An 18,911-nucleotide genomic window follows, 5' to 3' on the forward strand; every position below is an offset into this window, starting at 1 on the left:
ATGCCCCCACGGCTGCCCAATCCGTGGTCGACGCCTCAATTTGCCGAGGGGCAGCCGAAGCAGCGTGCCATCGCCGTCGAGTCGATGCCGAGCATCGTCGAACGCACGGCCGCAGCGGACATCGCCTCCATCGCCGCCATCGCCTCCTCGGAACCCACCATCAGCACCGCTGAGCTGCTCGACGGCCTCGAACCGGATCCCGGTTCCGGCCGCAGCGCTCGGTCACGACCGAGCGGGCGAAGGTTGGGTGACGGCCTCGTGTCCATGCCCAAGGTGAGCCCGCTCGATCCGCGTTCCGCGGTCATGCAGAGCCCGGAAATGCCGGAGAACAAGCGGTTTTGCTGGAAGTGTCAGCAGCCGGTCGGCCGCACCACCGACGCCGGACCCGGGGTGGTGGAGGGCGAGTGCGGCCGGTGCGGATCGCCGTTCAACTTCCGGCCCTCGCTCCAGCCGGGGGAGATGGTCGCCGACCAGTACGAGGTGCAGGGCTGTTTGGCCCACGGCGGGCTCGGCTGGATCTATCTCGCCGTTGATCGCAACGTGAGTGATCGCTGGGTGGTGCTGAAGGGGCTGCAGAATCCGCTCGACTTCGAGGCCCACGTAGTCGCCCTGGCCGAACGCCAGTTCCTCTCCGAGGTGGCCTATCCCGGCATCGTCAAGATCCACAATTTCGTCAAGCACCAGTCTCGCCGCGATGTTCCCGACGGCTATATCGTCATGGAGTACGTCGGCGGTCGCTCACTGAAGAAAATGCTCGATCTGCGTGCACCGGAACGCATTCCGGTCTCGGAGGCGATCGCCTTCATGATGGAGATCCTTCCCGCTCTGGATTATCTGCACTCCTTCGGACTGGCCTACAACGACTTCAAGCCCGACAACATCATGGTCAGCGAGGACGAGGTCAAGCTGATCGATCTCGGTGCTGTCGCCGCGATGGAGTCCTACGGAAGCATCTACGGCACGCCCGGCTACCAGGCGCCGGAGATCACCGAGACCGGCCCGACAGTGGCCTCGGACATCTACTCAGTCGGCCGCACCCTGGCCGCGCTGGTGCTGGACATGCCCAAGACCGCCGACGGCCATCAGCTGCCCGGCATTCCCTCGGCGGACGAGCAGCCGCTGCTGGTGCGTTATCCGTCGTTGGACCGGCTGTTGCGGCGGGCCACCGACCCGGATCCACAGCACCGCTTCCCGACCGCCTACTCGATGTACGGCCAGCTCGCGGGCGTTCTGCGGATGGTACTCGCCGCCGACACCGGCATGGAGCATCCGCAGGCTTCACTCGAATTCGGCGCCATGCGTGGCGATTTCGGCATCGAGACGCTGATCGGACAGACCGATGGCATGGCCGACGGCCGTCATCGGCTCCCCGCGCTGGATGCGCCGAGCGTTGTTGCGGCCCTGCCGGTTCCGTTGATCGATAGTGAGGACCCCAGCGCCGACCTGCTGTCCACCCTGCTGCACGGCGACCCGAGGCACGCTCTCGACGCACTGCGCCGCACTGCCGACCGGATCGTCTCCGGCACGATCCGGGAGCCGGAGACCTTCGAGCTGGAGGGAACGCTGACCGCAGTCCGCGCGCACCTCGACCTGGGGGAGGTCGTGCCCGCGTGCGACCGGCTCGCCGACCTGCGGCCGGGCTACGCCACCGACTGGCGCATCGAGTGGTACTCGGCCGTCGCCGCGCTGCTGGACGGCCAGTACGAGCGCGCCTACGAGTACTTCGATCTGGTGCACGGCATGCTGCCCGGTGAGATCGCGCCCGCCCTTGCGCTGGCCGCCACCGCGGAACTCACGCTGCAGCATCTCGGCGAGCCCGACGGGGACAACCGCTGGCATCAGCTCGCCATGGAGTATTACCGGACGGTGTGGCGGACCAACCACGGCGTAGTGAGCGCAGCCTTCGGACTGGCCCGCAGGCTCGCGGCCGATGGCGCACTGCTCGAGGCCGTCGCCGTCCTGGATCAGGTGCCGAAGGCATCGCGGTATCAGAGCGTGGCGCGGATGACCGGCTGTCTGCTGCTGGTCTCGCAGCCGATCGCGGATACCACCGAGGCCGACCTCATCGAGGCGGCGGCGCGACTCGACGCCGCGCCGGACGAGCCGAGGGCGCTGCAACTACAGGTCATCGTGGTAGGCGCGGCGCTGGAGTGGGTGCGCGCCGGCGGGCAGTCGGCGAAACCCGAGGCAACCCTGCTCGGCTTCCCAGTCACCCCGCTGGGGTTGCAGCGTGGGCTCGAGTCGAGTCTGCGTGCGCTGGCCCGGATCGCGCCGCACCGCCTGCACCGGTATCGCCTCGTCGACCTGGCCAATCACGTGCGGCCGAAGTCCAGGTGGTGAACGGACTCAGACAGCCCGTGCTGTGAACATGAAAAGCGCTGGTGCGGCCAGGATAATGAGCAACCACAGCCAGTTGCCGGTGGACAAGGCGAGGACTACCGCCAAGACCACGGCCGCCCCCGCCAGCACCACGAGGCGGGGCAGTGGATTGGTCGGTGGCACCTCAGGTGCCTGCGGTGTGCTGCCTGGCAGGTCGGCGAACAGTTCGGCCAGCTGACTCTTGCTGGTCGCCGCGGCGACAACCGCGCTGAGTTCGTCGAATTCGGTCAGGCTCAGTCTGCCCGCGCCGAGGTGGTGGGTCAGCTCGCGCAGTGCTCGCTCACGGTCCGCGATGCTGGCCGGGAGGCCCGCAGATTCACCCATGTCGGAAGGATAGGCGTAGCGGCAAAAGCCATGCATCACGTGAGTTTTCCAAGGGCGGGAAGCTCGGCCTGCCGCGCAGGCAGGGCCGGACACCGCCGTGCCATGTCCGAATGAATCGGCGCGGATCACGCGGCGTTTGCTGATTTGTCGCCGGAGACCCAGTGGCCGCCAAAATGCCCGCGCACCGGCCATCCTTTCGTGTTGCGATGTGGTTTCCTTGAGGTATGACTGCGGGCGTGGAGTACACGATCGACGAGCTGGCGCGGGAGGCCGGTACGACCGTGCGCAGCCTGCGGGTTTACCACGAACGGGGCGTACTGCCGCCGCCTCAGGTCAAGGGGCGGACCGGTTTCTACGGCGCCGACCACCTGAACCGGGTGCGGACCATCAGCAGGCTGCTCGATCGGGGGATCAAAATCAACGGCATCAAGGAGTTGCTCAAAGCCTGGGATCGCGGTGACGACCTGGGCGATATTCTCGGCGTCGTCGAGCCCGACATCGCCGAGCCGGTCGTCGTCGCTGCCGGAGACATAATCGCGGCGACCGAACTCGCCGAGCGCTACCGCGACGTGCCCAACGGTCTTGCGCGCGTTGTCGCGGCGGGGCTGTACGAGCCGGTGGACGCGGCGACCTATCGGATCGCGGATCGTCGGCTGGTGCGCAGCCTTGATCGCATCGTGGACGCCGGTATTCCGGCCGACGAAGTGATCGGCGAACTGGAGAAGCTGCGCGCCGACGCCGACCGCATCGCTCGCCGTTTCGTCGACCTCTTCCGCCGTACCGCCTTGGCGTCGTTCCAGAAATCCGACCAAGGCCCGGCGCAGGTCGCCGAGCTCGAGGGACAGTTGGCGGCGATGCGCGCGGTCCCCGGCGCGGCGACCGCCGAGCTCGTAAACTTGTTCATCACACGGTATCTCGGCCAGGACACCGAACTCGCGGACGCGCTGCCGGAGGCATGACCTGCTCGGCCTGGGCGGGCCGACCGGAGCTGTTTCTATTCCACTTTCCCATCGTTGGAGATACGTGGCAGTAACGTGCCGTTGATTAGCGGTATATTGGTGGCATCTGGCCGCGTGCTCGCCGCACGCGCAGCTACCTATGACCATGTACCTAGGTATGCCATGCCCGATCTACTGATGCGCGCGAGTGTCGCTTTCGCTGAAAATGTCCCAATCGCACAAGGCAGCAGATGGGTGTGGGCAATGGGAAGCGTGACCCTGTGGATGCAGATGTCGCTGGACGGCTTCGCGGAGGGGCCGGATCAGGAAATCCACTGGCCAGTGGTGGACGAGGAACTGTGCGAGTCGTTGATGGACGAACTCCGCTCGGCCGATTTGTTCCTCTACGGCCGGAAGACGTACGAGATCGTGGCATCGTTCTGGCCGACCGCCGACGTGGATCCGGCGATATCGGAGTTCTATGTCGACTTCGCGCGGTGCTGGAAGGAAACGCCCAAGCTCGTCTTTTCGCGCAGCCTGCCTACTGCCGGCTGGAACACGAAGATCATCCGGGAGGATCTGGTCGAGGAGATCACCGCGCTGCGCGGGCGGCCCGGTTGCGACATGGTTCTGTTCGGCGGTGTGGAGACGGCGTCGGCGTTCATGAAGCACGATCTGATCGATGAGTACCGGCTGTTCGTCCACCCCATCCTCCTGGGCGGCGGTATCCCGTTGTTCCCGACACCCGCGGTGGTGTCCGGGTTGCAGCTCGTCGATGTGATGACGTTCGACAGCGCTGTCGTCCAGATGCATTACCAGCAGATGGCCTCGGTGTCTTCGGCCTAGCGTGCATACACATCCAGGTAGCGGCCCCGCCACCGGAACGGTGACGGATGTCGCGTGAACTGGAGCCGGCATTATCGAGCGCGTAGCGGCTTCGTGGGCTAACTTTCGTAATATGTCCCTGGTTCAGGTACGTGGCGGGGTGCTGCCTGCACCCACCAGTGAATTCATCGGCCGGGAAACGGAATTGGACCGGTTGGGTGCGTTGCTGGACGGTGACGCGCGCCTGGTCACCTTGGTCGGTCCGGGTGGGATCGGCAAGACGCGATTAGCGGCGGAGGGGCTACGCCGCGGCGCGCGTGCCAGACGCAGGCCGGTTTACTGGGCCCGGCTCGCCGAGTTGGAGCCCGACAGCACGGCCACCGCGCAGGATGTGATGCAGTCGGCGGTGCGCACCGACCTCGAGTCCCGACCGACGCGCGGCGGACCTGTACGCACCTTCAGCAGCGGCGACCGCTCCGCTGACCGCGCTGTGCTGGTGCTGGACAACTGCGAGCATCTGCTCGGCGCGGTCGCCGCGATGATCGCCGATCTGTTCGAGGCCGTGCCGGGGCTGACGATCCTTGCCACCAGCCGGGAGCCGATCGGCTGGGTCGACGAGCACATCCTGGCCGTGCCTCCGCTGTCCCCGTCCCAATCCGTCGAGTTGTTCCGCCAGCGGGCCCAACTCATCGGGCGGGCGATCCCCGACGCCCATGAGCAGGTTGCCGTCGCCGCGCGGATCTGCCGCCGGGTCGACCACAACCCGCTGTTCATCCGGTTGGCGGCGGCGCGCCTGCGGCATCAGCCGCCGGTCATGGTGTTGCGTGAGCTGACCGGCGACGCCGACGACAAGCGTCTGCACTGGACGCACGGGGCGCGCGCCGGCACCGTGGAGCGTCATCGTGGCGTGTACGACGTCCTCGCGTGGTCCTTCGCGCTGTGCAGCGCGAAGGAGCAGTTGCTGCTCGAGCGGCTCTCGGTCTTCGCGGCGGGCTACGAGACCGACGACGAGTCCCTGCGCGGCGGCATCGAGCTCGACGCCGCGATCGCGGTGTGCGCGGACGATGCCCTGCCCGCGGAGGAGATCGAACACCTACTGGAACGGCTGACCGAACAATCGCTGGTATCGACGCATCTCACCGCGACATCCGTCAGCTGGTATCTGGTGGAAAGCGTCCGCGTCTTCGCCCGCGACCGGCTACGCCACCGCGACCGCGACGCGTCCGACCGACTCGCCGCCCGGCATCGTCGGTACTTCCGGGACAAGGTCGTCGCCGCACAGGCTCTGTGGCTCGGCCCGCAGGACGGGGCGTGGATGGAGTGGGCGCGGTCGACTTGGAACGACCTCGTGCTCGGCATCGAATCCGGCCTCGCCGATCCTGCGGAGGCCGTCGTCGCGCTGGAGACCGCCACCATCCTGCTGTCGATGAAAGTCCCGTTCGTGAAATCCGGTGCCGGCGCGCTCACTCGGTTGACCGAACGCGCGCTGGAGGCCACCAAGAGGTCCGGACTCGATCTTGCCGGCCTGGGTGACCTGGCGACTGCCCTGCTGGGGTGGATCGCGCTCTGGCAGGGGCGCGCCGATCACATCCCGCAGCTGCTCGCGGGCTGCGTCGCCCTCCCGGGTGCGCGGGACGCCTGCACCGGCCCGCGCTCCACCGACGTCGATTTCGGACTGCCCGCTCCGGTTGAATGGATGTGGGGACTCGAGCTGATGCTGGTGCGCGGCGATCCGCACGCGATCACCGTGCTGACCCGCGCTCGGCGCAAGTTCACCGAGCTGGGCGACCGCATAGGCGCCGAACGCAGCGACGTGTTCGTGGCGTTCTGCTCGGCCCTCGTGGGCGACCGGCAGGAGGCGCTGGACGATACGGCGCGGTTCCTGGAGCGCTCGGTATCGTCTGGCTCGACGTTGTCGACGGCGTGGGCCGAGATCGCGCGCGCGGTGGCGCTGGCCAAGCACGGCTCCGCGGCCGAGGCGCTGGCGATGACCAACGGCGTGCTCACCCGCCACCGGGGTGAGCGGGACACCTGGACGGCGAGCTGGGCGGTCGGCGCGCACATTGTCGCCCTCGCCCAGGTCCTCCTCGACGACTTGGCCGCCGGCGGCGACCCCGTCACCACGAGTGCGGCGGCTACTGAAATAGCCTATCTGGTAGGGAGTTTCAAGACGCGTCAGCGTTCGATGGGCATCGCGATCGATCAGGTACCGCTGATCGCCGCCGAAATCCGCAGCGCCGCCGAGGTTTCCCGCGCGCTGCTGGGCGACCGGACGTACGCGGCGGCTGAGCGACAGACCCGACTGCGGCCGGAGCTGGACGAGTTGTGGTGGACCGATTCGATGTCTACCCGCCGACGACCCGACCGGCCCTCCGATATTCGCCCGGTGTCGCAGCGGCCCACGTCCCGCTGGAGCGAGCTGTCCGAGGCCGAGCGTGACGTCGCCGTCTTCGCGGCCGCGGGCTGGCCCAACAGTGCGATCGCCTCCCGGCGGCACAGCTCCATCCGGACGGTCGACGCTCAGGTCGCCGCCATCCGGGCGAAGCTGATGATCCCTTCCCGCGCCGACATCGTGAGCCACATACCCGAAGAACTCGTCGATCGCGTCCGGATCGAAGCCGAGCGACGACCCCACCGTGCCCGCAAGGGAGCGCGCAGTCGATAGGCTGCCCCGACCGATGGTTTTAGATCGATAGGTGCACCTGCATGTCGGAACTGAACCGTGGCGGTGGCGACAGCCCCGCCGCGCCCAGTGAGTTTGTGGGCCGGCACGCCGAACTGCGGCAGGTCGACGCGCTGCTGGACTCGCCGAATGCCCGGCTGATCACCCTGGTCGGACCAGGTGGCATCGGCAAGACGACGCTGGCGGCCGAGGCCGTGCGCCGGTACCGGGACGCGGCGCGGCACACGGTCTACTGGACGCGGCTTGCCCGCCTGGCGCCCGGCGCGGAGACCGGACCGGTCGCCGAGGAGGTGGTGCAGTCCGTCGCGAAGGGCGGCATCGCGGGCCGGTCCGCCTGGGACGCCTTGGTGGACACCTTCAGCGGCTCCGGCGCGGGCGAAACCGACCGGACGATCCTGGTGCTGGACAACTGTGAGCACGTGCTCGACGGGGTTGCACCGCTGATCGTCGGCCTGCTGGAAGTGGTGCCCGGCCTGACCGTTGTCGCGACCAGCAGGGAGCCGGTCGGCTGGATCGACGAGCACTTGGTGGCCGTGCCGCCGCTGTCCAGCGATCACGCCCTCGAGCTGTTCCGGCGGCGAGCCCAACTCACCGGACGGCCTATTCCGGAGGAGCCGGGACAACTTGCCATCGCCGCGCGGATCTGCGGGAATGTGGACAACAACCCGCTGTTCATCCGGCTGGCGGCAGCCCGCCTGCTGCACCGGCCGCCCGCGATCGTGTTGCGCGAACTGTCCGGCGATACCGACGACCGGCGTCTGCAGTGGTCCCACGGTGCCAGGGGCGGGGTCGGGGAACGCCACCGCAGCGTCCGCGATGTGATCGCCTGGTCCTACGGTCTGTGTACCGATCGCGAACAGCTGCTGCTGGACCGGATGTCGGTGTTCGCCACCGGATGCGACACCGACAACGACGAAACCCCTTCCGGAGCGGAATCCGATGCGATCGCGGCGGTGTGCGCGGACGCGGCGCTGCCGGAGGAGGAAATCGATCGCCTGTTGGAGCGCCTGGTCGAACGGTCGCTGCTCTCCGTGCACATCACGGCGGTCACGGTTCGGTATTACCTGCTCGAGAGCGTCCGTGTGTTCGTGCGAGACCAGCTGTCGGTCCGCCGCGACGGCTTGGACGAGGCGCGGCTGCTGGCCCGGCATCGCCGCTACTACCGGGACCGGGTCGCCACGGGCCCTGCCACCTGGTATGGCCCGCGAGAACAGGACTGGCTCGACTGGGCGCGCGCGGCGTGGGACAACATCCTCATTGCCATCGAGACCAGCCTCGCCGACCCGGAGGAGGCCGTCGTCGGACTGGAGACCGCCACGACGCTGATGGCGCTGCGTGTCCCATTCATTACCGGATCCAACCGTGCCATCACCGGTCTCACCGAACAGGCCCTGGAAGCCACCCGGTGGGTCGACCCGCCGCCGACCCGGCTGCGGATCAACGCGACCGCGCTGGTCGGATGGATCGCCATCTGGCAGGGCAGACACGTCTACACCGCGCAGCTGCTGGACGAATGCGCCGTGGAGTGCCTGTCCGACCCCGATCTGCGGCGCCGCTGGCGCGACAGCACCGCCATCGACATCGGCTTGCCCGCCCAGGTCGAGTTCACCTGGGGCCTCGACCTGTTACTCGTCCACCTCGACCTGCGGGCGGTCGACGTCTTGGCGAGGGCACGAAGGAAGTTCGCCGCCGCCGGTGACCGGGCGGGAGAGCAGCGCAGCGAGCTGTTCGAGGCGCTCACCTGCGCGAACCTCGGTGACGCCGACTTGGCGCTCGGTGTCGCGCGCGGCCACCTGGACCGGGCCGTCGCCTCCGACGCGGGCTGGGCGATCTCCTGGGCGGAACTCGCCTGGATGATCGCTGTGTCCAGGCACGGTGACCCCGAGGAGGCGGTGAAGCTCGGACAGTCGACTCTCGAGCGCGTTCTGACGACCGGGGACACCTGGACAGCGGGCTGGGTCGCCCACTTCATCACGATGGCGCTGACCTATATCCTTTCCGCCCGGATCGCCGCGGGCGACTCAGGCCGGGCCACACTGACCGCCGCCGCCACCCGAATTGCTCATCTCCAGGGCGGAATCGCCACGCTGCACCGATCGATGGGCATCGTCGCGGACCGGGTGACGCTGGTGGCGCGCGGTACCGCCCATGCCATCGAGGTCGCGACCTCGGTCATCGGCGCGGAGCCCTATGCGGCCGCGGCTGGTCGCGGCGCCCGCCTGCGGCCGGAACACGATGAGCTGCAACGATTTCTGCTCGGCAGGCTCGCCATCGACCAGGTGCCGCGCCTGCGCCCGCAGGTCAGGGCGACCGCCTCGCGCTGGGACGAGTTGACGCCCGCGGAACGCGAGGTCGCGGTGCTCGCCGCCGCCGGCTGGGCCAACAGCGCGATCGCCGCGCGCAGGGGTAGTTCGATTCGGACGGTGGACGCCCAGGTCGCGGCGGTCCGCAGGAAGCTGATGGCGGCCACCAGGGCCGACATCACCTGGCATGTACCGGATCACCTCGACGAGCGGGTACGGCTCGAATCCGAGCAGCGGGCGATGCGAATGCGGCTGCGCCCGTAACCCTCGCGAGGGTTACGGGCGCAGCCGCATTCGATTTCGATCAGGTCAGGGAGCCGTCGTTGCAGAGGCTCGCTGACCGCCAGGACTTCTGGGGCGCGGAGCCCGGATCGAAGGTCCACTGATCGATCGACCCGGCGGCCTTCCAGAACAGCCCGCCCCGACCGTCCGCGACCACCTGATATACGTCCTCGGAACCCTCGATGAGCTGGCTACCGACGCAGTAATCGTTGTACTCCGTGCCGAACTGGCGTGCGCCCGCGCTGAACTGGCCGGCGGGGTTGGTGTGTGCGCCAGGGTTGGCAACAGTGCTCCGCTGCCCCACCGCGTGGCCGCGGTGCCAGTACGGAGCGCCGGACTGGTCGGTTCCGCAGGAGAAACTCCAGCCGCCCGCGGCGACCGTCTCGCCCTGACCATGAGCGCCGCCCGCCCAGAGGCAGGCAGCGCTTTCGGCCTCTGCGGTGCCCGCGCCGAGGCTGAGGCCGCCCACCGCCACCGCGGCCGACGCCAGCAGCATGAGCGTGCGCGCCGTGGTGGACCGCTTCTCGGTACACGCAGACGTGGCGCGCAGCCCTCGGATTGTGATCATTGGTGTTTCTCTTTCGTGCTAGAGCTTGGTCCGTGGATGTTCGATGGACCTGGAAATCTTGATGCTTCGGGTAGTGTGCCGCTAAGTAGCGGCACACTTGACGGGGAAGGTTTTATGAGGGGACGGTTCGAGTCGACGCACCCGCCGGGAGCGCGTGCGTCGACTACGAGGTCACTGGCACCAGCTGGCCTGCGGGCGGCACACGGTGTAGCCGCTGCCGTCCGGCCGCTGCACCTGCGACCAGCTCGAGCTGCCGTTGTCGCCCGTGGTGTCGCTCGGCGCGGGCTGGTTCTGACGCTGGTGGTAGTCGCGAATGGCGTCGCGTTGCTGCTGTCGCCTAAGCGGGTTGCGCTCCTGGTGGTGGTAACCCATGGGATCGATGTGGTGCCAGCCTGTGGTGTTGCCCGAGCCGTTGCGGGGGTCCGAGGGACCCGAGTGCGACTCGGCGGCGGCGAGGCCCGCACCGCCCGCTGTGATGGCGCCGATGATCGCAGCGCAGGTGAGCAGTCGCCGGGCGGCAGTGTTGGTGGTCATCGTAAGTCTCCGTTCGGATTTGAGCTGTGGTCGGCGGTGCCCTTCGCGGATCGGTCGATCCAGCGAGCGTCGGTGGACAGAGCGGCCGCCGAAGAATGGGGTGGGGAAGGGGTCCGGGTGGCAGCCGTCGCGGTCGTCGTTGCGGTCGCGGTGCGGTGCCGGTCGTCGCGGTCCCGGTCGTCGTGGTTTGAGGAGCCCGGCCTGTCGTGTCCATGGCGGCCCGGGCGTTCGGGGCTCGATGCCGCGACGGTCGCGTCGGGCTCGGCCAGCACTTCGGCCGGCGCCGGGGTTTCCGGCGTGGCCGCTATCGCGCTCACGATCAGCGGGCGGACGAGCCAGGTCTGTGTCCGTCGCTGTGGTGGCGTGATCCCGGTCATTGTTGAAGTCCGTTCTCTCGTCACCTCGGGATCGGCGAGCGGGCCGGTGTGGTCCGCTTGATCGTTCCCCATCTATCGTGCCGTTGGATAACGTCACATTAACTGACGGGTCGCTCGTTGTCGAGCGGTTTTCTCAGGACTGGGAAGGGACGCGGCGGGCGGCTTGCCCCTCGGGGTATCTACCTGCGGTGATGCCGGCCGTGTTCGGGGCAGAGTTGCTCCGGGTTTCATCGGAAATACGGCCGATCGACCGTATTGCTCGAGTGCAGTAGATGTCAGCGATACCTCGGGTGCGAAGTTGGGCGAGTCAGCGGGGCTGCCGCCACGTTCGTTCTCGCGACCATGGCGACGGTGCCGGTGTCCCGATTTCCCATGCTTCGACACTGCGTGACAACGTCGAGTGGCCCCGAATACGGGGATCGGTCGTGCGATCAGATTTCGGGGATCGCTTCCATCGAAGGCGGGGCTCCTCTGCCGCGGCCCAACTTCACGGGCAGGCGGGGAGCCTGCCGAAGCTCAGGCGGGCCAATCCGTCCAGCGAGGCGATGTCGACCGCCTGCCGCAGTACCGCCGCTCGCGTCTTAGCACCACGCAGCAGGCGCTTGTCGGTGACCTCGGCGGTGCGCTGCCGGGAGCGGAGTTCGGAGCCCTGGCCACCTTCCATACGGTCGATCGTACTCATGCACATCCCGAATCGAACTCGAAGACGAGAGCCGAGCCGCCCCGGCGGCGCTACCACTCCGAGAACCGAGCGTCGCCGCGCAGGCGACCATCACAGCCGCGGGTCGACCGGCTCGGATTCCAGCGCGAGCACCGCGAACACTGCCTCGTGGATTCGCCACAGTGGTTCGCCCGCTGCGAGCCGGTCCAGCGCCTCCAGGCCCAGGGCGTATTCGCGCAGCGCCAGCGAGCGTTTGCGGCCCAGGCCGCGGGTGCGCAGGCGATCCATGTTGGCGGCACGCAGGTACTCCGGGCCATAGATGATCCGCAGATACTCCACGCCACGGCATTTCACGCCGGGCTGAACCAGGCGGCCGCCGCGAGCCGCCTCGCCGGTGCCGGCGCGGACCAGCGAAGCCAACGGTTTCACCACTATTCCCTCACCGCCCGCCGCTGTCAGCTCGGCCCACCACGAGACCGCGGCGGCCTCGCTGTCCGGATCGTCGAGATCGACATGCACGTGTCGGGTCGGCGTCAACAGCGCGGAATCGGCCGCGACCAGCCGGTCGATCCGGTCGAGATGCCATTCGTGGTCGCGGACCGCGAGATTCGCGCCCTCGGCGGCGAGGATTTGAAACGGCGCCAACCGGAGCCCGGCCATGCCCTCGACCGGCCAGCAGTAGCGACCGTAGGCCGCGGTGAACGCCGCCGCGTCGTCCGCACGCGCGGACGTGCGCGCCGCGAGATCGGCGACATCCAGCCCGCGCGCCGCGACAGCGCCGAGCACCTCGGTGGCCGCGCCGAGCGCGGACCTGGCCGCGGCGCCCACCGCGGCGTACTGGTTGCGGAGCAGGCCGACGGCCTTGGCCGACCATGGCATCAGCTCGGCGTCCAGAAGAAGCCATTCGCTACGCAGCTCCTCGAACAGGCCCGCCGCGTCGGCGGCCGCGCGTACGCCGGCCAGCAGCGACTCGGTCTGCGCGGGATCGTCGAAGAATGGGCGTCCGGTGCGGGTGTAGAGCGCGCCGGTGCCGCCGTCGTCGATGCCGAAACGGTCGCGGGCCGCGGCCGCCGAACGTGCGACGAGGGCGATGGCCCGCGAGCCCATGTGCTTCTCCTCGCACACGAGTCGCCGCACCCCTTCGGCGCGGTAGTAGGCGAACGCCTCGGCGGGGTATTCCAGGAAGCCCGCCAGCTGCGAGGTCGCGCATGGTGCCATGGTCGGCGGCAGGTAGACCAGCCGCCGCGGGTCGAGGGCGAATCGGCTCATCAGCTCGAGCGCGGCGCTCGCGTTCTCCTCGCGCACGCCGACCCTGCCGTGGTAGCGGGTCTCCACGACGCGACGGCCGAGCACGTCGTCGAGGTCAAGCACGCCGGGGTCGCGGCGCACCACGCCGTCCGGCGTCACACTGGTGACGGCCTGTAGTGGTCGCACCGGCTCGTACCAGACATTTTCCGCGGCAACGGATACCGGCTCGCGCTCCGGATAGCGCAGCGCCGACAGCCGGCCGCCGAATACCACGCCGGTGTCCAGGCAGAGGGTGTTGTTCACCCACTGCAGGTCGAGCACCGGCGTGTGGCCGTACAGCACGGTGGCGCGGCCGCGATAGTCGTTGGCCCACGGGTAGCGCACCGGAAGACCGTATTCGTCGGTTTCCCCGGTCGATTCGCCGTACATCGCGAAAGACCTGACCCGGCCGGACGCGCGGCCGTGATACTCCTCCTTCAGCCCGGCGTGCGCGACGACGAGTTTGCCCTCGTCCAGCACGTAGTGGCTGACCAGCCCCCGGCAGAACTCGTGCGCCGCCATACGGAAATCCGAGTCCTCGGCCTCCAGTTGGGCAAGGGACTCGGCGAGGCCGTGCGCGACACGGACCTTCTTGCCGTCCAGCGCACGGACCAGCTTGTTCTCGTGATTTCCGGTGACGCACAGAGCCGTACCCGCGGCCACCATGCCCATCACGAGGCGCAGCACGCCTGGGGTGTCCGGTCCGCGGTCGACCAGGTCGCCGACGAACACCACAGTGCGCCCCTCCGGGTGCCGCGCGCCGACAGGTCGGTTCCGATCGTCCAGCTTCAGGACGTATCCGAGTTCACCGAGCAGCGTCTCCAATTCGCCACGGCAGCCGTGCACGTCGCCGATCACGTCGAAGGGTCCGGTGTGGTCGCGCTTGTCGTTCCACGCCTTCTCGTCGACCAACGTCACGGCGTCGATCTCCTCGACGCCGCGCAGCACGTACACCTTGCGGAATCCCTCGCGCTCCAGTCCACGCAGGCTGCGGCGCAGTTCCCGCTGCTGCCTGGCGACAACGTGCGCGCCCAGGTCGGCCCGGTCGGCGCGGCGCGCATTGCGCTCCAGGCACACTGCGTCCGGCACGTCCAGCACGATCGCCACCGGGAGCACATCGTGCGCACGGGCCAGCGCGATCAACTCCTGGCGCGACCGCACCTGCACGTTGGTGGCGTCGACGACCGTGCGCAGGCCGCGCCGCAACCGAATGCCCGCGATGTGGTGCAGCAGCGCGAATGCCTCCGGAGTCGCCGCCTGATCGTTCTCGTCGTCGCTGACGACCCCACGGCAGCTATCCGACGACACGATCGCGGTCGGCCGGAAATGCTTGCGCGCGAATGTCGACTTGCCCGATCCGGTGCTACCCACGAGCACCACGAGCGACAGCTCGGGTACCGAAAGCTCTGTCATGACCCGTCCCTTGTTCCGCGCTTGGTGAACACTGCCATCTGCGTCGGCGGCCCTAGTTCGGGGTCCGCGACGCCGATCGGCAGGTACCGCACCGTGTACCCGTGCCGTGCCGCCACGCCGCCGCCCCACTCGGCGAATTCCACACGGTTCCATTCGAATCGGTGATCGGCGTGGCGGAACTGTCCGGCCGCCAGGCCCTCGAACCGTTCATTGATCTCGGCGTTCGGAGTCGTGACCACGACCGTGGTGGGTGCCGCCTCGGCGAACACTGCGTGTTCGAGCGCGCCGAGTCGTGGCGGGTCGACATGCTCGATCACCTCCATCAGCACAGCGGCGTCGTAGCCGCGCAGCCGGGCGTCGGTGTAGGTCAGCGCGCCTTGCCGCAGCGTGAGGCGCCGCGACACCTGCTCCGGCAGGCGGTCGACGCGCAAACGGCGCTCGGCGATCCGCAATGCCCGCATCGACACGTCGACGCCGACGATCTCGCTGAACCGCTTATCCGCCAGCAACTCTCGCAGCAGTGCGCCCTCGCCACACCCGAGATCGAGCACGCGCCGCGCGCCTGCCTCGTGCAGCGCCACGAGCACTGCCTCGCGGCGCGCCACCGCGAGCATCGGTGTTCGCACATCGGTTTCGGAATCGTGTGAATCCGAGCCGGATGCGGCACCGGCGGTTCTTTCGGCTTCACTATCCGAAGCTATTACCGCGTGCGAAGATTCGCTCTCGGGCACGAGCCCCGGCCCCGCGGTGGCTGCCGTGCCTGCGGTGTCGAGTGCGCCGCCAACGGCGGTGCTCGTCACCGTGTCGTCGGCGTTGTGCGGCCACACCGCGTCGGCCGAGTCGTGCGACGGCACCGCGTCATCGGTCTCGTCGACCGCGTCCAACTGCTCGGGTTCGACGTCGTCTACCTCGGCGAGTCGCGCCAGCGCTGTGCGCACCAGCGACTGCCGCCGCGCCAGATACCGCCGCGTGATCCAGCCGCGCTCCGGGTGCGCGCCGAGCCATCCGCCGCCGGCCCGGATCAGCTTGTCCACCTCCGCACCAGCCACCCAGTAGTGCTTGGCTCCGTCGAGCACCGGAAGCAGCACGTAGAGGTGGGACAGGGCGTCGGAGAGTCGCACGATGCCGTCGAGTTCGACGCGGAGCAAATGCGAGTCGCCCCAGTCCGGAAAGGCAGGATCGAGTGGGAGCGGGGTCGCCGTCACCGTCCAGCCGAGCGGTTCGAACAATCGCTCGGCCACCGCCGCGCCGCCGCGACACGGCACCGACGGCAACGCGATGCGCAGCGGCAGCGTTGTACGCACCAGCTCGGGCCGCAGATCGCAGCGACCGTGCAGCGCGGTGCGGAACACCGCCCCGATCGCCACGGACAGCAACGAAGAAGCCGCGTACGGCCGATCGTTGACGTACTGGCCGAGGCTGAAATCGGGGGTGCTGCGCGCGCGTCCGCGCACCAATCGAATCGGGTCTACCTCGAGTAGCAGCGCCGCCGTACACTTGGCGTCGGTGGCCTCCGGATATACGACATGCGCTGTGCCATAGGACTGTTCGAACGCCTGCACGCGGCCGGGGTTCTTGTGCAGCAGGAATCCGAGATCGGTCGCAGGCCACCCGGCACCGTCCGGCGGCGTGCAGGTGATCGTGAGGAGCATCCTGCGATCGTCGCCCAGCCAACCGGACCCCGCAAGGAATTTCGCGCTGCGTCAGGCGCTCCGGTACGGCCAGGTCCAGTCCGCGACCTCGGGGATGTCCGCGCCGTACTCCCTCGTCCACGCTCGTGCGCTCCATCGCGCGTCGACCATTTCCTGGCGCAGTCCGGCAACCTGCTCACGCAGGCTCGGCACGCGATCGATCACGTCCATGACCAGGTGATAGCGATCGAGGTCGTTGAGCATCACCATGTCGAACGGTGTCGTGGTTGTGCCCCGCTCTTTGTAGCCGCGCACGTGCATCTCGCCGTGGTTGTTTCGCCGGTAGGTGAGCCGGTGGATCAGCCAAGGGTAGCCGTGGAAGGCGAAGATCACCGGCCGGTCGTAGGTGAACAGCGTGTCGAACTCGCTGTCGGGTAGACCGTGCGGATGCTCTTCGCGCGGTTGCAGCCGCATCAGGTCGACCACGTTGATTACCCGAATCCGCAACTCGGGCAGGCGTTCTCGGAGAATAGCCGCGGCAGCGAGGGTTTCCAGCGTCGGCACGTCGCCCGCGCAGGCCAGTACAACGTCCGGGGTGGTACCGAGCGCATCGTTGTGGCCCGCCCAGTCCCAGATGCCGATGCCGCGTGCGCAGTGCTCGGCGGCCTCGTCCACCGAAAGCCAGTCGGCCTGTGGCTGTTTTCCCGCGACCACCACATTGACGTAGTGCCGCGAACGCAGGCAGTGGTCGTAGGTGGACAGTAGCGTGTTGGCGTCCGGCGGCAGATACACGCGCACGATCGACGGTTTTTTGTTCAGCACCACATCAAGGAAGCCGGGGTCCTGGTGGGTGAAGCCGTTGTGATCCTGCCGCCAGACGTGCGAAGAGAGTAGATAGTTCAGGCTGGCGACCGGACGCCGCCATGGCACCGCCGCGCTGGCGTCGAGCCATTTGGCGTGCTGGTTGAACATGGCGTCCACGATGTGGATGAATGCCTCGTAGCAGGTGAACACCCCGTGCCTGCCGGTGAGCAGATAGCCCTCCAGCAGGCCCTGGCACATGTGCTCGGACAGCACCTCGATCACCCGGCCCGCAGGGTCGAGTTTCTCGTCGTACGCGCCGATCTCGGCCTGCCAGTTGCGCCCGGTGAGGTCGAGAATGTCCTGCAGTCGATTGCTGGCCAGCTCGTCGGGCGCGAAGGTGAGGAAATTGTCCGGATTCTGTCTGGTGACCTCACGTAACCACCCGCCGAGCACCCTGGTCGCCTCGTGCTGAGTCGCGCCGGGCGCGGTCACCTCGACGCCGGACTCACGCCAATCCGGCAGGTGCAGGTCGCGGACCCGGGTGCCGCCGTTGGCGACCGGGTTGGCGCTCATTCGCCGATCGCCCTCGGGCACCTGATCGAGCAGCTCCGACACCGGTCTGCCCGCCTCGTCGAAAAGTTCTTCCGGGCGGTAGGACCGCAGCCACTGCTCCAGGGTCTCCCGGTGGCTCGGGTCGGCGCGCGCGGCGGGCAGCGGGACCTGGTGGGCGCGGAAGGTGCCCTCGACCTGATCGCCGTCCACCACCGGCGGGCAGGTCCAGCCCTTCGGCGTGCGCAACACGATCATCGGCCAGATCGGCCGCACCCCGTCGGTCCCGGCGCGTGCGGCGCGCTGAATCTGGGCGATGCGCTCCATGCAGGTGTCCACCGCGCCTGCCATGGCTTGGTGCACCGCCGCGGGATCGCTGCCCGCGACAATGATCGGCTCGTAGCCGTAGCCGTGCAGGAGTGCGACCAGTTCCGTCTTCGGGATGCGCGCGAGAATGGTCGGATTGGCGATCTTGTACTCGTTCAGCGCCAGAATCGGCAGTACCGCGCCGTCGCGCGCCGGGTTGAGGAATTTGTTCGCGTGCCAGCTCGTAGCCAGCGGCCCCGTCTCGGCCTCGCCGTCGCCGATCACGCAGAACACGGTGAGGTTCGGATTGTCCAACGCGGCGCCGAAGGCGTGCAGCAGCGAGTAGCCGAGCTCGCCGCCCTCGTGGAAGGAGCCGGGCGTTTCCGGAGCGCAGTGGCTCGGCACGCCGCCGGGGAAGGAGAACTGCGCGAACAGCGCGCCCATGCCGGTGCCGTCCTGCGGAATGTGGCCGTACAGCTCGGAATACGTGCCTTCCAGCCAGGCGCACGCGTTCGGCCCCGGCCCGCCGTGACCGGGGCCGGCGACGAAGACCGCGTCGAGACCGCGCTGCCGGATCACGCGATTGGCGTGTGTCCACACCAGGTTCAGGCCGGGCACGGTGCCGAAGTGGCCGAGCAGACGCGGTTTGATGTGCTCGGCAAGCAGCGGTTCACGCAGCAGCGGGTTGCTCATCAGATAGATCTGACCGACAGCGAGATAGTTGGCCGCGCGCCACCAAGCATCGATCGACGTCAGTTCGTCGCGCTCCAGCGGGCCAGGCACGTCCGCCAGGCGGTAGGGGCGTGGCGCGACGGTGTCACCGCTGGTGGTGCCGACGCTGTCGGCCGAGGTATCGCCACCTGCACTTGCCATGTGGGTCATGCGCCGACTCTCCTCATGCTCGGGGCATCGGGGGAACGGCGCCACGAGGACCGCTGTCCCGGATCCTGCACCGCTGCCGAACGGAATCGACAACGCCGTATGGAGAATGCCCCGTCAGCCTAGCGGGATGCGCCGCACCGGGTCGGCGAAATCACGACGCGGTGA

13 protein-coding genes are annotated in these 18,911 nt (G+C 68.4%); 5 read left to right on the forward strand and 8 right to left on the reverse strand.

Annotation, left to right across the window (positions count from 1 at the left end; all coding sequences use genetic code 11):
• The gene (locus tag OH799_RS31690; RefSeq protein ID WP_406271839.1) at positions 1 to 2,340 is read left to right on the forward strand and encodes a tetratricopeptide repeat protein; all 2,340 of its coding nucleotides are present in this window, start codon (positions 1 to 3) and stop codon (positions 2,338 to 2,340) included.
• 6 nt (positions 2,341 to 2,346) lie between these two features.
• On the opposite strand, the gene OH799_RS31695 is transcribed toward OH799_RS31690, so the two are convergent.
• Positions 2,347 to 2,703 carry a DUF1707 domain-containing protein gene (locus OH799_RS31695; protein WP_406271842.1) on the reverse strand — a complete coding sequence of 119 codons (357 nt, stop codon included), beginning with the start codon at positions 2,701 to 2,703 and terminating at the stop codon, positions 2,347 to 2,349.
• 224 nt (positions 2,704 to 2,927) lie between these two features.
• On the opposite strand from OH799_RS31695, the gene OH799_RS31700 reads away from it, so the two are divergent.
• From OH799_RS31700 to OH799_RS31715, 4 genes are all read left to right on the forward strand, one after another.
• The gene (locus OH799_RS31700) at positions 2,928 to 3,662 is read left to right on the forward strand and encodes a MerR family transcriptional regulator (protein WP_406271845.1); all 735 of its coding nucleotides are present in this window, start codon (positions 2,928 to 2,930) and stop codon (positions 3,660 to 3,662) included.
• Positions 3,663 to 3,905: 243 nt separating this feature from the next.
• A complete protein-coding gene (locus OH799_RS31705; RefSeq protein ID WP_406271848.1) occupies positions 3,906 to 4,487 on the forward strand; it encodes a dihydrofolate reductase family protein in 582 nt (193 codons plus the stop codon).
• 112 nt (positions 4,488 to 4,599) lie between these two features.
• A complete protein-coding gene (locus OH799_RS31710) occupies positions 4,600 to 7,131 on the forward strand; it encodes an ATP-binding protein (protein WP_406271851.1) in 2,532 nt (843 codons plus the stop codon).
• Between the two features lie 41 nt (positions 7,132 to 7,172).
• Positions 7,173 to 9,716: an ATP-binding protein gene (locus OH799_RS31715; protein WP_406271854.1), complete on the forward strand. Its 2,544-nt coding sequence runs from the start codon at positions 7,173 to 7,175 to the stop codon at positions 9,714 to 9,716.
• Between the two features lie 40 nt (positions 9,717 to 9,756).
• Here OH799_RS31715 and OH799_RS31720 read toward each other — a convergent pair whose 3' ends face one another.
• The 7 genes from OH799_RS31720 to OH799_RS31750 form a co-directional block, all read right to left on the reverse strand.
• Positions 9,757 to 10,302: a hypothetical protein gene (locus tag OH799_RS31720; RefSeq protein ID WP_406271857.1), complete on the reverse strand. Its 546-nt coding sequence runs from the start codon at positions 10,300 to 10,302 to the stop codon at positions 9,757 to 9,759.
• Between the two features lie 171 nt (positions 10,303 to 10,473).
• Positions 10,474 to 10,836, reverse strand: a complete 363-nt coding sequence (locus OH799_RS31725) for a hypothetical protein (protein WP_406271860.1) — start codon at positions 10,834 to 10,836, stop codon at positions 10,474 to 10,476.
• Positions 10,833 to 11,285, reverse strand: coding sequence for a hypothetical protein (locus OH799_RS31730; protein ID WP_406271863.1), 453 nt, complete (start codon positions 11,283 to 11,285; stop codon positions 10,833 to 10,835). The genes OH799_RS31725 and OH799_RS31730 overlap by 4 nt, the downstream gene beginning before the upstream one ends.
• A 415-nt stretch (positions 11,286 to 11,700) precedes the next feature.
• Complete coding sequence (locus OH799_RS31735) at positions 11,701 to 11,895, reverse strand: hypothetical protein (RefSeq protein WP_406271866.1); 195 nt, start codon at positions 11,893 to 11,895, stop codon at positions 11,701 to 11,703.
• A gap of 90 nt (positions 11,896 to 11,985) precedes the next feature.
• Positions 11,986 to 14,574: a polynucleotide kinase-phosphatase gene (locus OH799_RS31740; RefSeq protein ID WP_406271868.1), complete on the reverse strand. Its 2,589-nt coding sequence runs from the start codon at positions 14,572 to 14,574 to the stop codon at positions 11,986 to 11,988.
• Positions 14,571 to 16,226, reverse strand: a complete 1,656-nt coding sequence (locus OH799_RS31745; RefSeq protein ID WP_406271871.1) for a 3' terminal RNA ribose 2'-O-methyltransferase Hen1 — start codon at positions 16,224 to 16,226, stop codon at positions 14,571 to 14,573. The genes OH799_RS31740 and OH799_RS31745 overlap by 4 nt, the downstream gene beginning before the upstream one ends.
• A 51-nt stretch (positions 16,227 to 16,277) precedes the next feature.
• Positions 16,278 to 18,746 carry a phosphoketolase gene (locus OH799_RS31750; protein ID WP_406271874.1) on the reverse strand — a complete coding sequence of 823 codons (2,469 nt, stop codon included), beginning with the start codon at positions 18,744 to 18,746 and terminating at the stop codon, positions 16,278 to 16,280.
• Positions 18,747 to 18,911: the final 165 nt, after the last annotated feature.

The sequence above is a fragment of the Nocardia sp. NBC_00881 genome (assembly GCF_045207455.1).
Taxonomy (GTDB): domain Bacteria; phylum Actinomycetota; class Actinomycetes; order Mycobacteriales; family Mycobacteriaceae; genus Nocardia.

Excerpts from the sequence above, each read along its gene's own strand:
- OH799_RS31695 (WP_406271842.1), bottom strand. The coding sequence starts at position 2,703 with ATGGGTGAATCTGCGGGCCTCCCGGCCAGCATCGCGGACCGTGAGCGA.
- OH799_RS31690 (WP_406271839.1), top strand. The coding sequence starts at position 1 with ATGCCCCCACGGCTGCCCAATCCGTGGTCGACGCCTCAATTTGCCGAG.
- OH799_RS31735 (WP_406271866.1), bottom strand. The coding sequence starts at position 11,895 with ATGAGTACGATCGACCGTATGGAAGGTGGCCAGGGCTCCGAACTCCGC.
- OH799_RS31715 (WP_406271854.1), top strand. The coding sequence starts at position 7,173 with ATGTCGGAACTGAACCGTGGCGGTGGCGACAGCCCCGCCGCGCCCAGT.
- OH799_RS31705 (WP_406271848.1), top strand. The coding sequence starts at position 3,906 with ATGGGAAGCGTGACCCTGTGGATGCAGATGTCGCTGGACGGCTTCGCG.
- OH799_RS31710 (WP_406271851.1), top strand. The coding sequence starts at position 4,600 with ATGTCCCTGGTTCAGGTACGTGGCGGGGTGCTGCCTGCACCCACCAGT.
- OH799_RS31720 (WP_406271857.1), bottom strand. The coding sequence starts at position 10,302 with ATGATCACAATCCGAGGGCTGCGCGCCACGTCTGCGTGTACCGAGAAG.
- OH799_RS31745 (WP_406271871.1), bottom strand. The coding sequence starts at position 16,226 with ATGCTCCTCACGATCACCTGCACGCCGCCGGACGGTGCCGGGTGGCCT.
- OH799_RS31730 (WP_406271863.1), bottom strand. The coding sequence starts at position 11,285 with ATGGGGAACGATCAAGCGGACCACACCGGCCCGCTCGCCGATCCCGAG.
- OH799_RS31750 (WP_406271874.1), bottom strand. The coding sequence starts at position 18,746 with ATGACCCACATGGCAAGTGCAGGTGGCGATACCTCGGCCGACAGCGTC.
- OH799_RS31700 (WP_406271845.1), top strand. The coding sequence starts at position 2,928 with ATGACTGCGGGCGTGGAGTACACGATCGACGAGCTGGCGCGGGAGGCC.
- OH799_RS31725 (WP_406271860.1), bottom strand. The coding sequence starts at position 10,836 with ATGACCACCAACACTGCCGCCCGGCGACTGCTCACCTGCGCTGCGATC.
- OH799_RS31740 (WP_406271868.1), bottom strand. The coding sequence starts at position 14,574 with ATGACAGAGCTTTCGGTACCCGAGCTGTCGCTCGTGGTGCTCGTGGGT.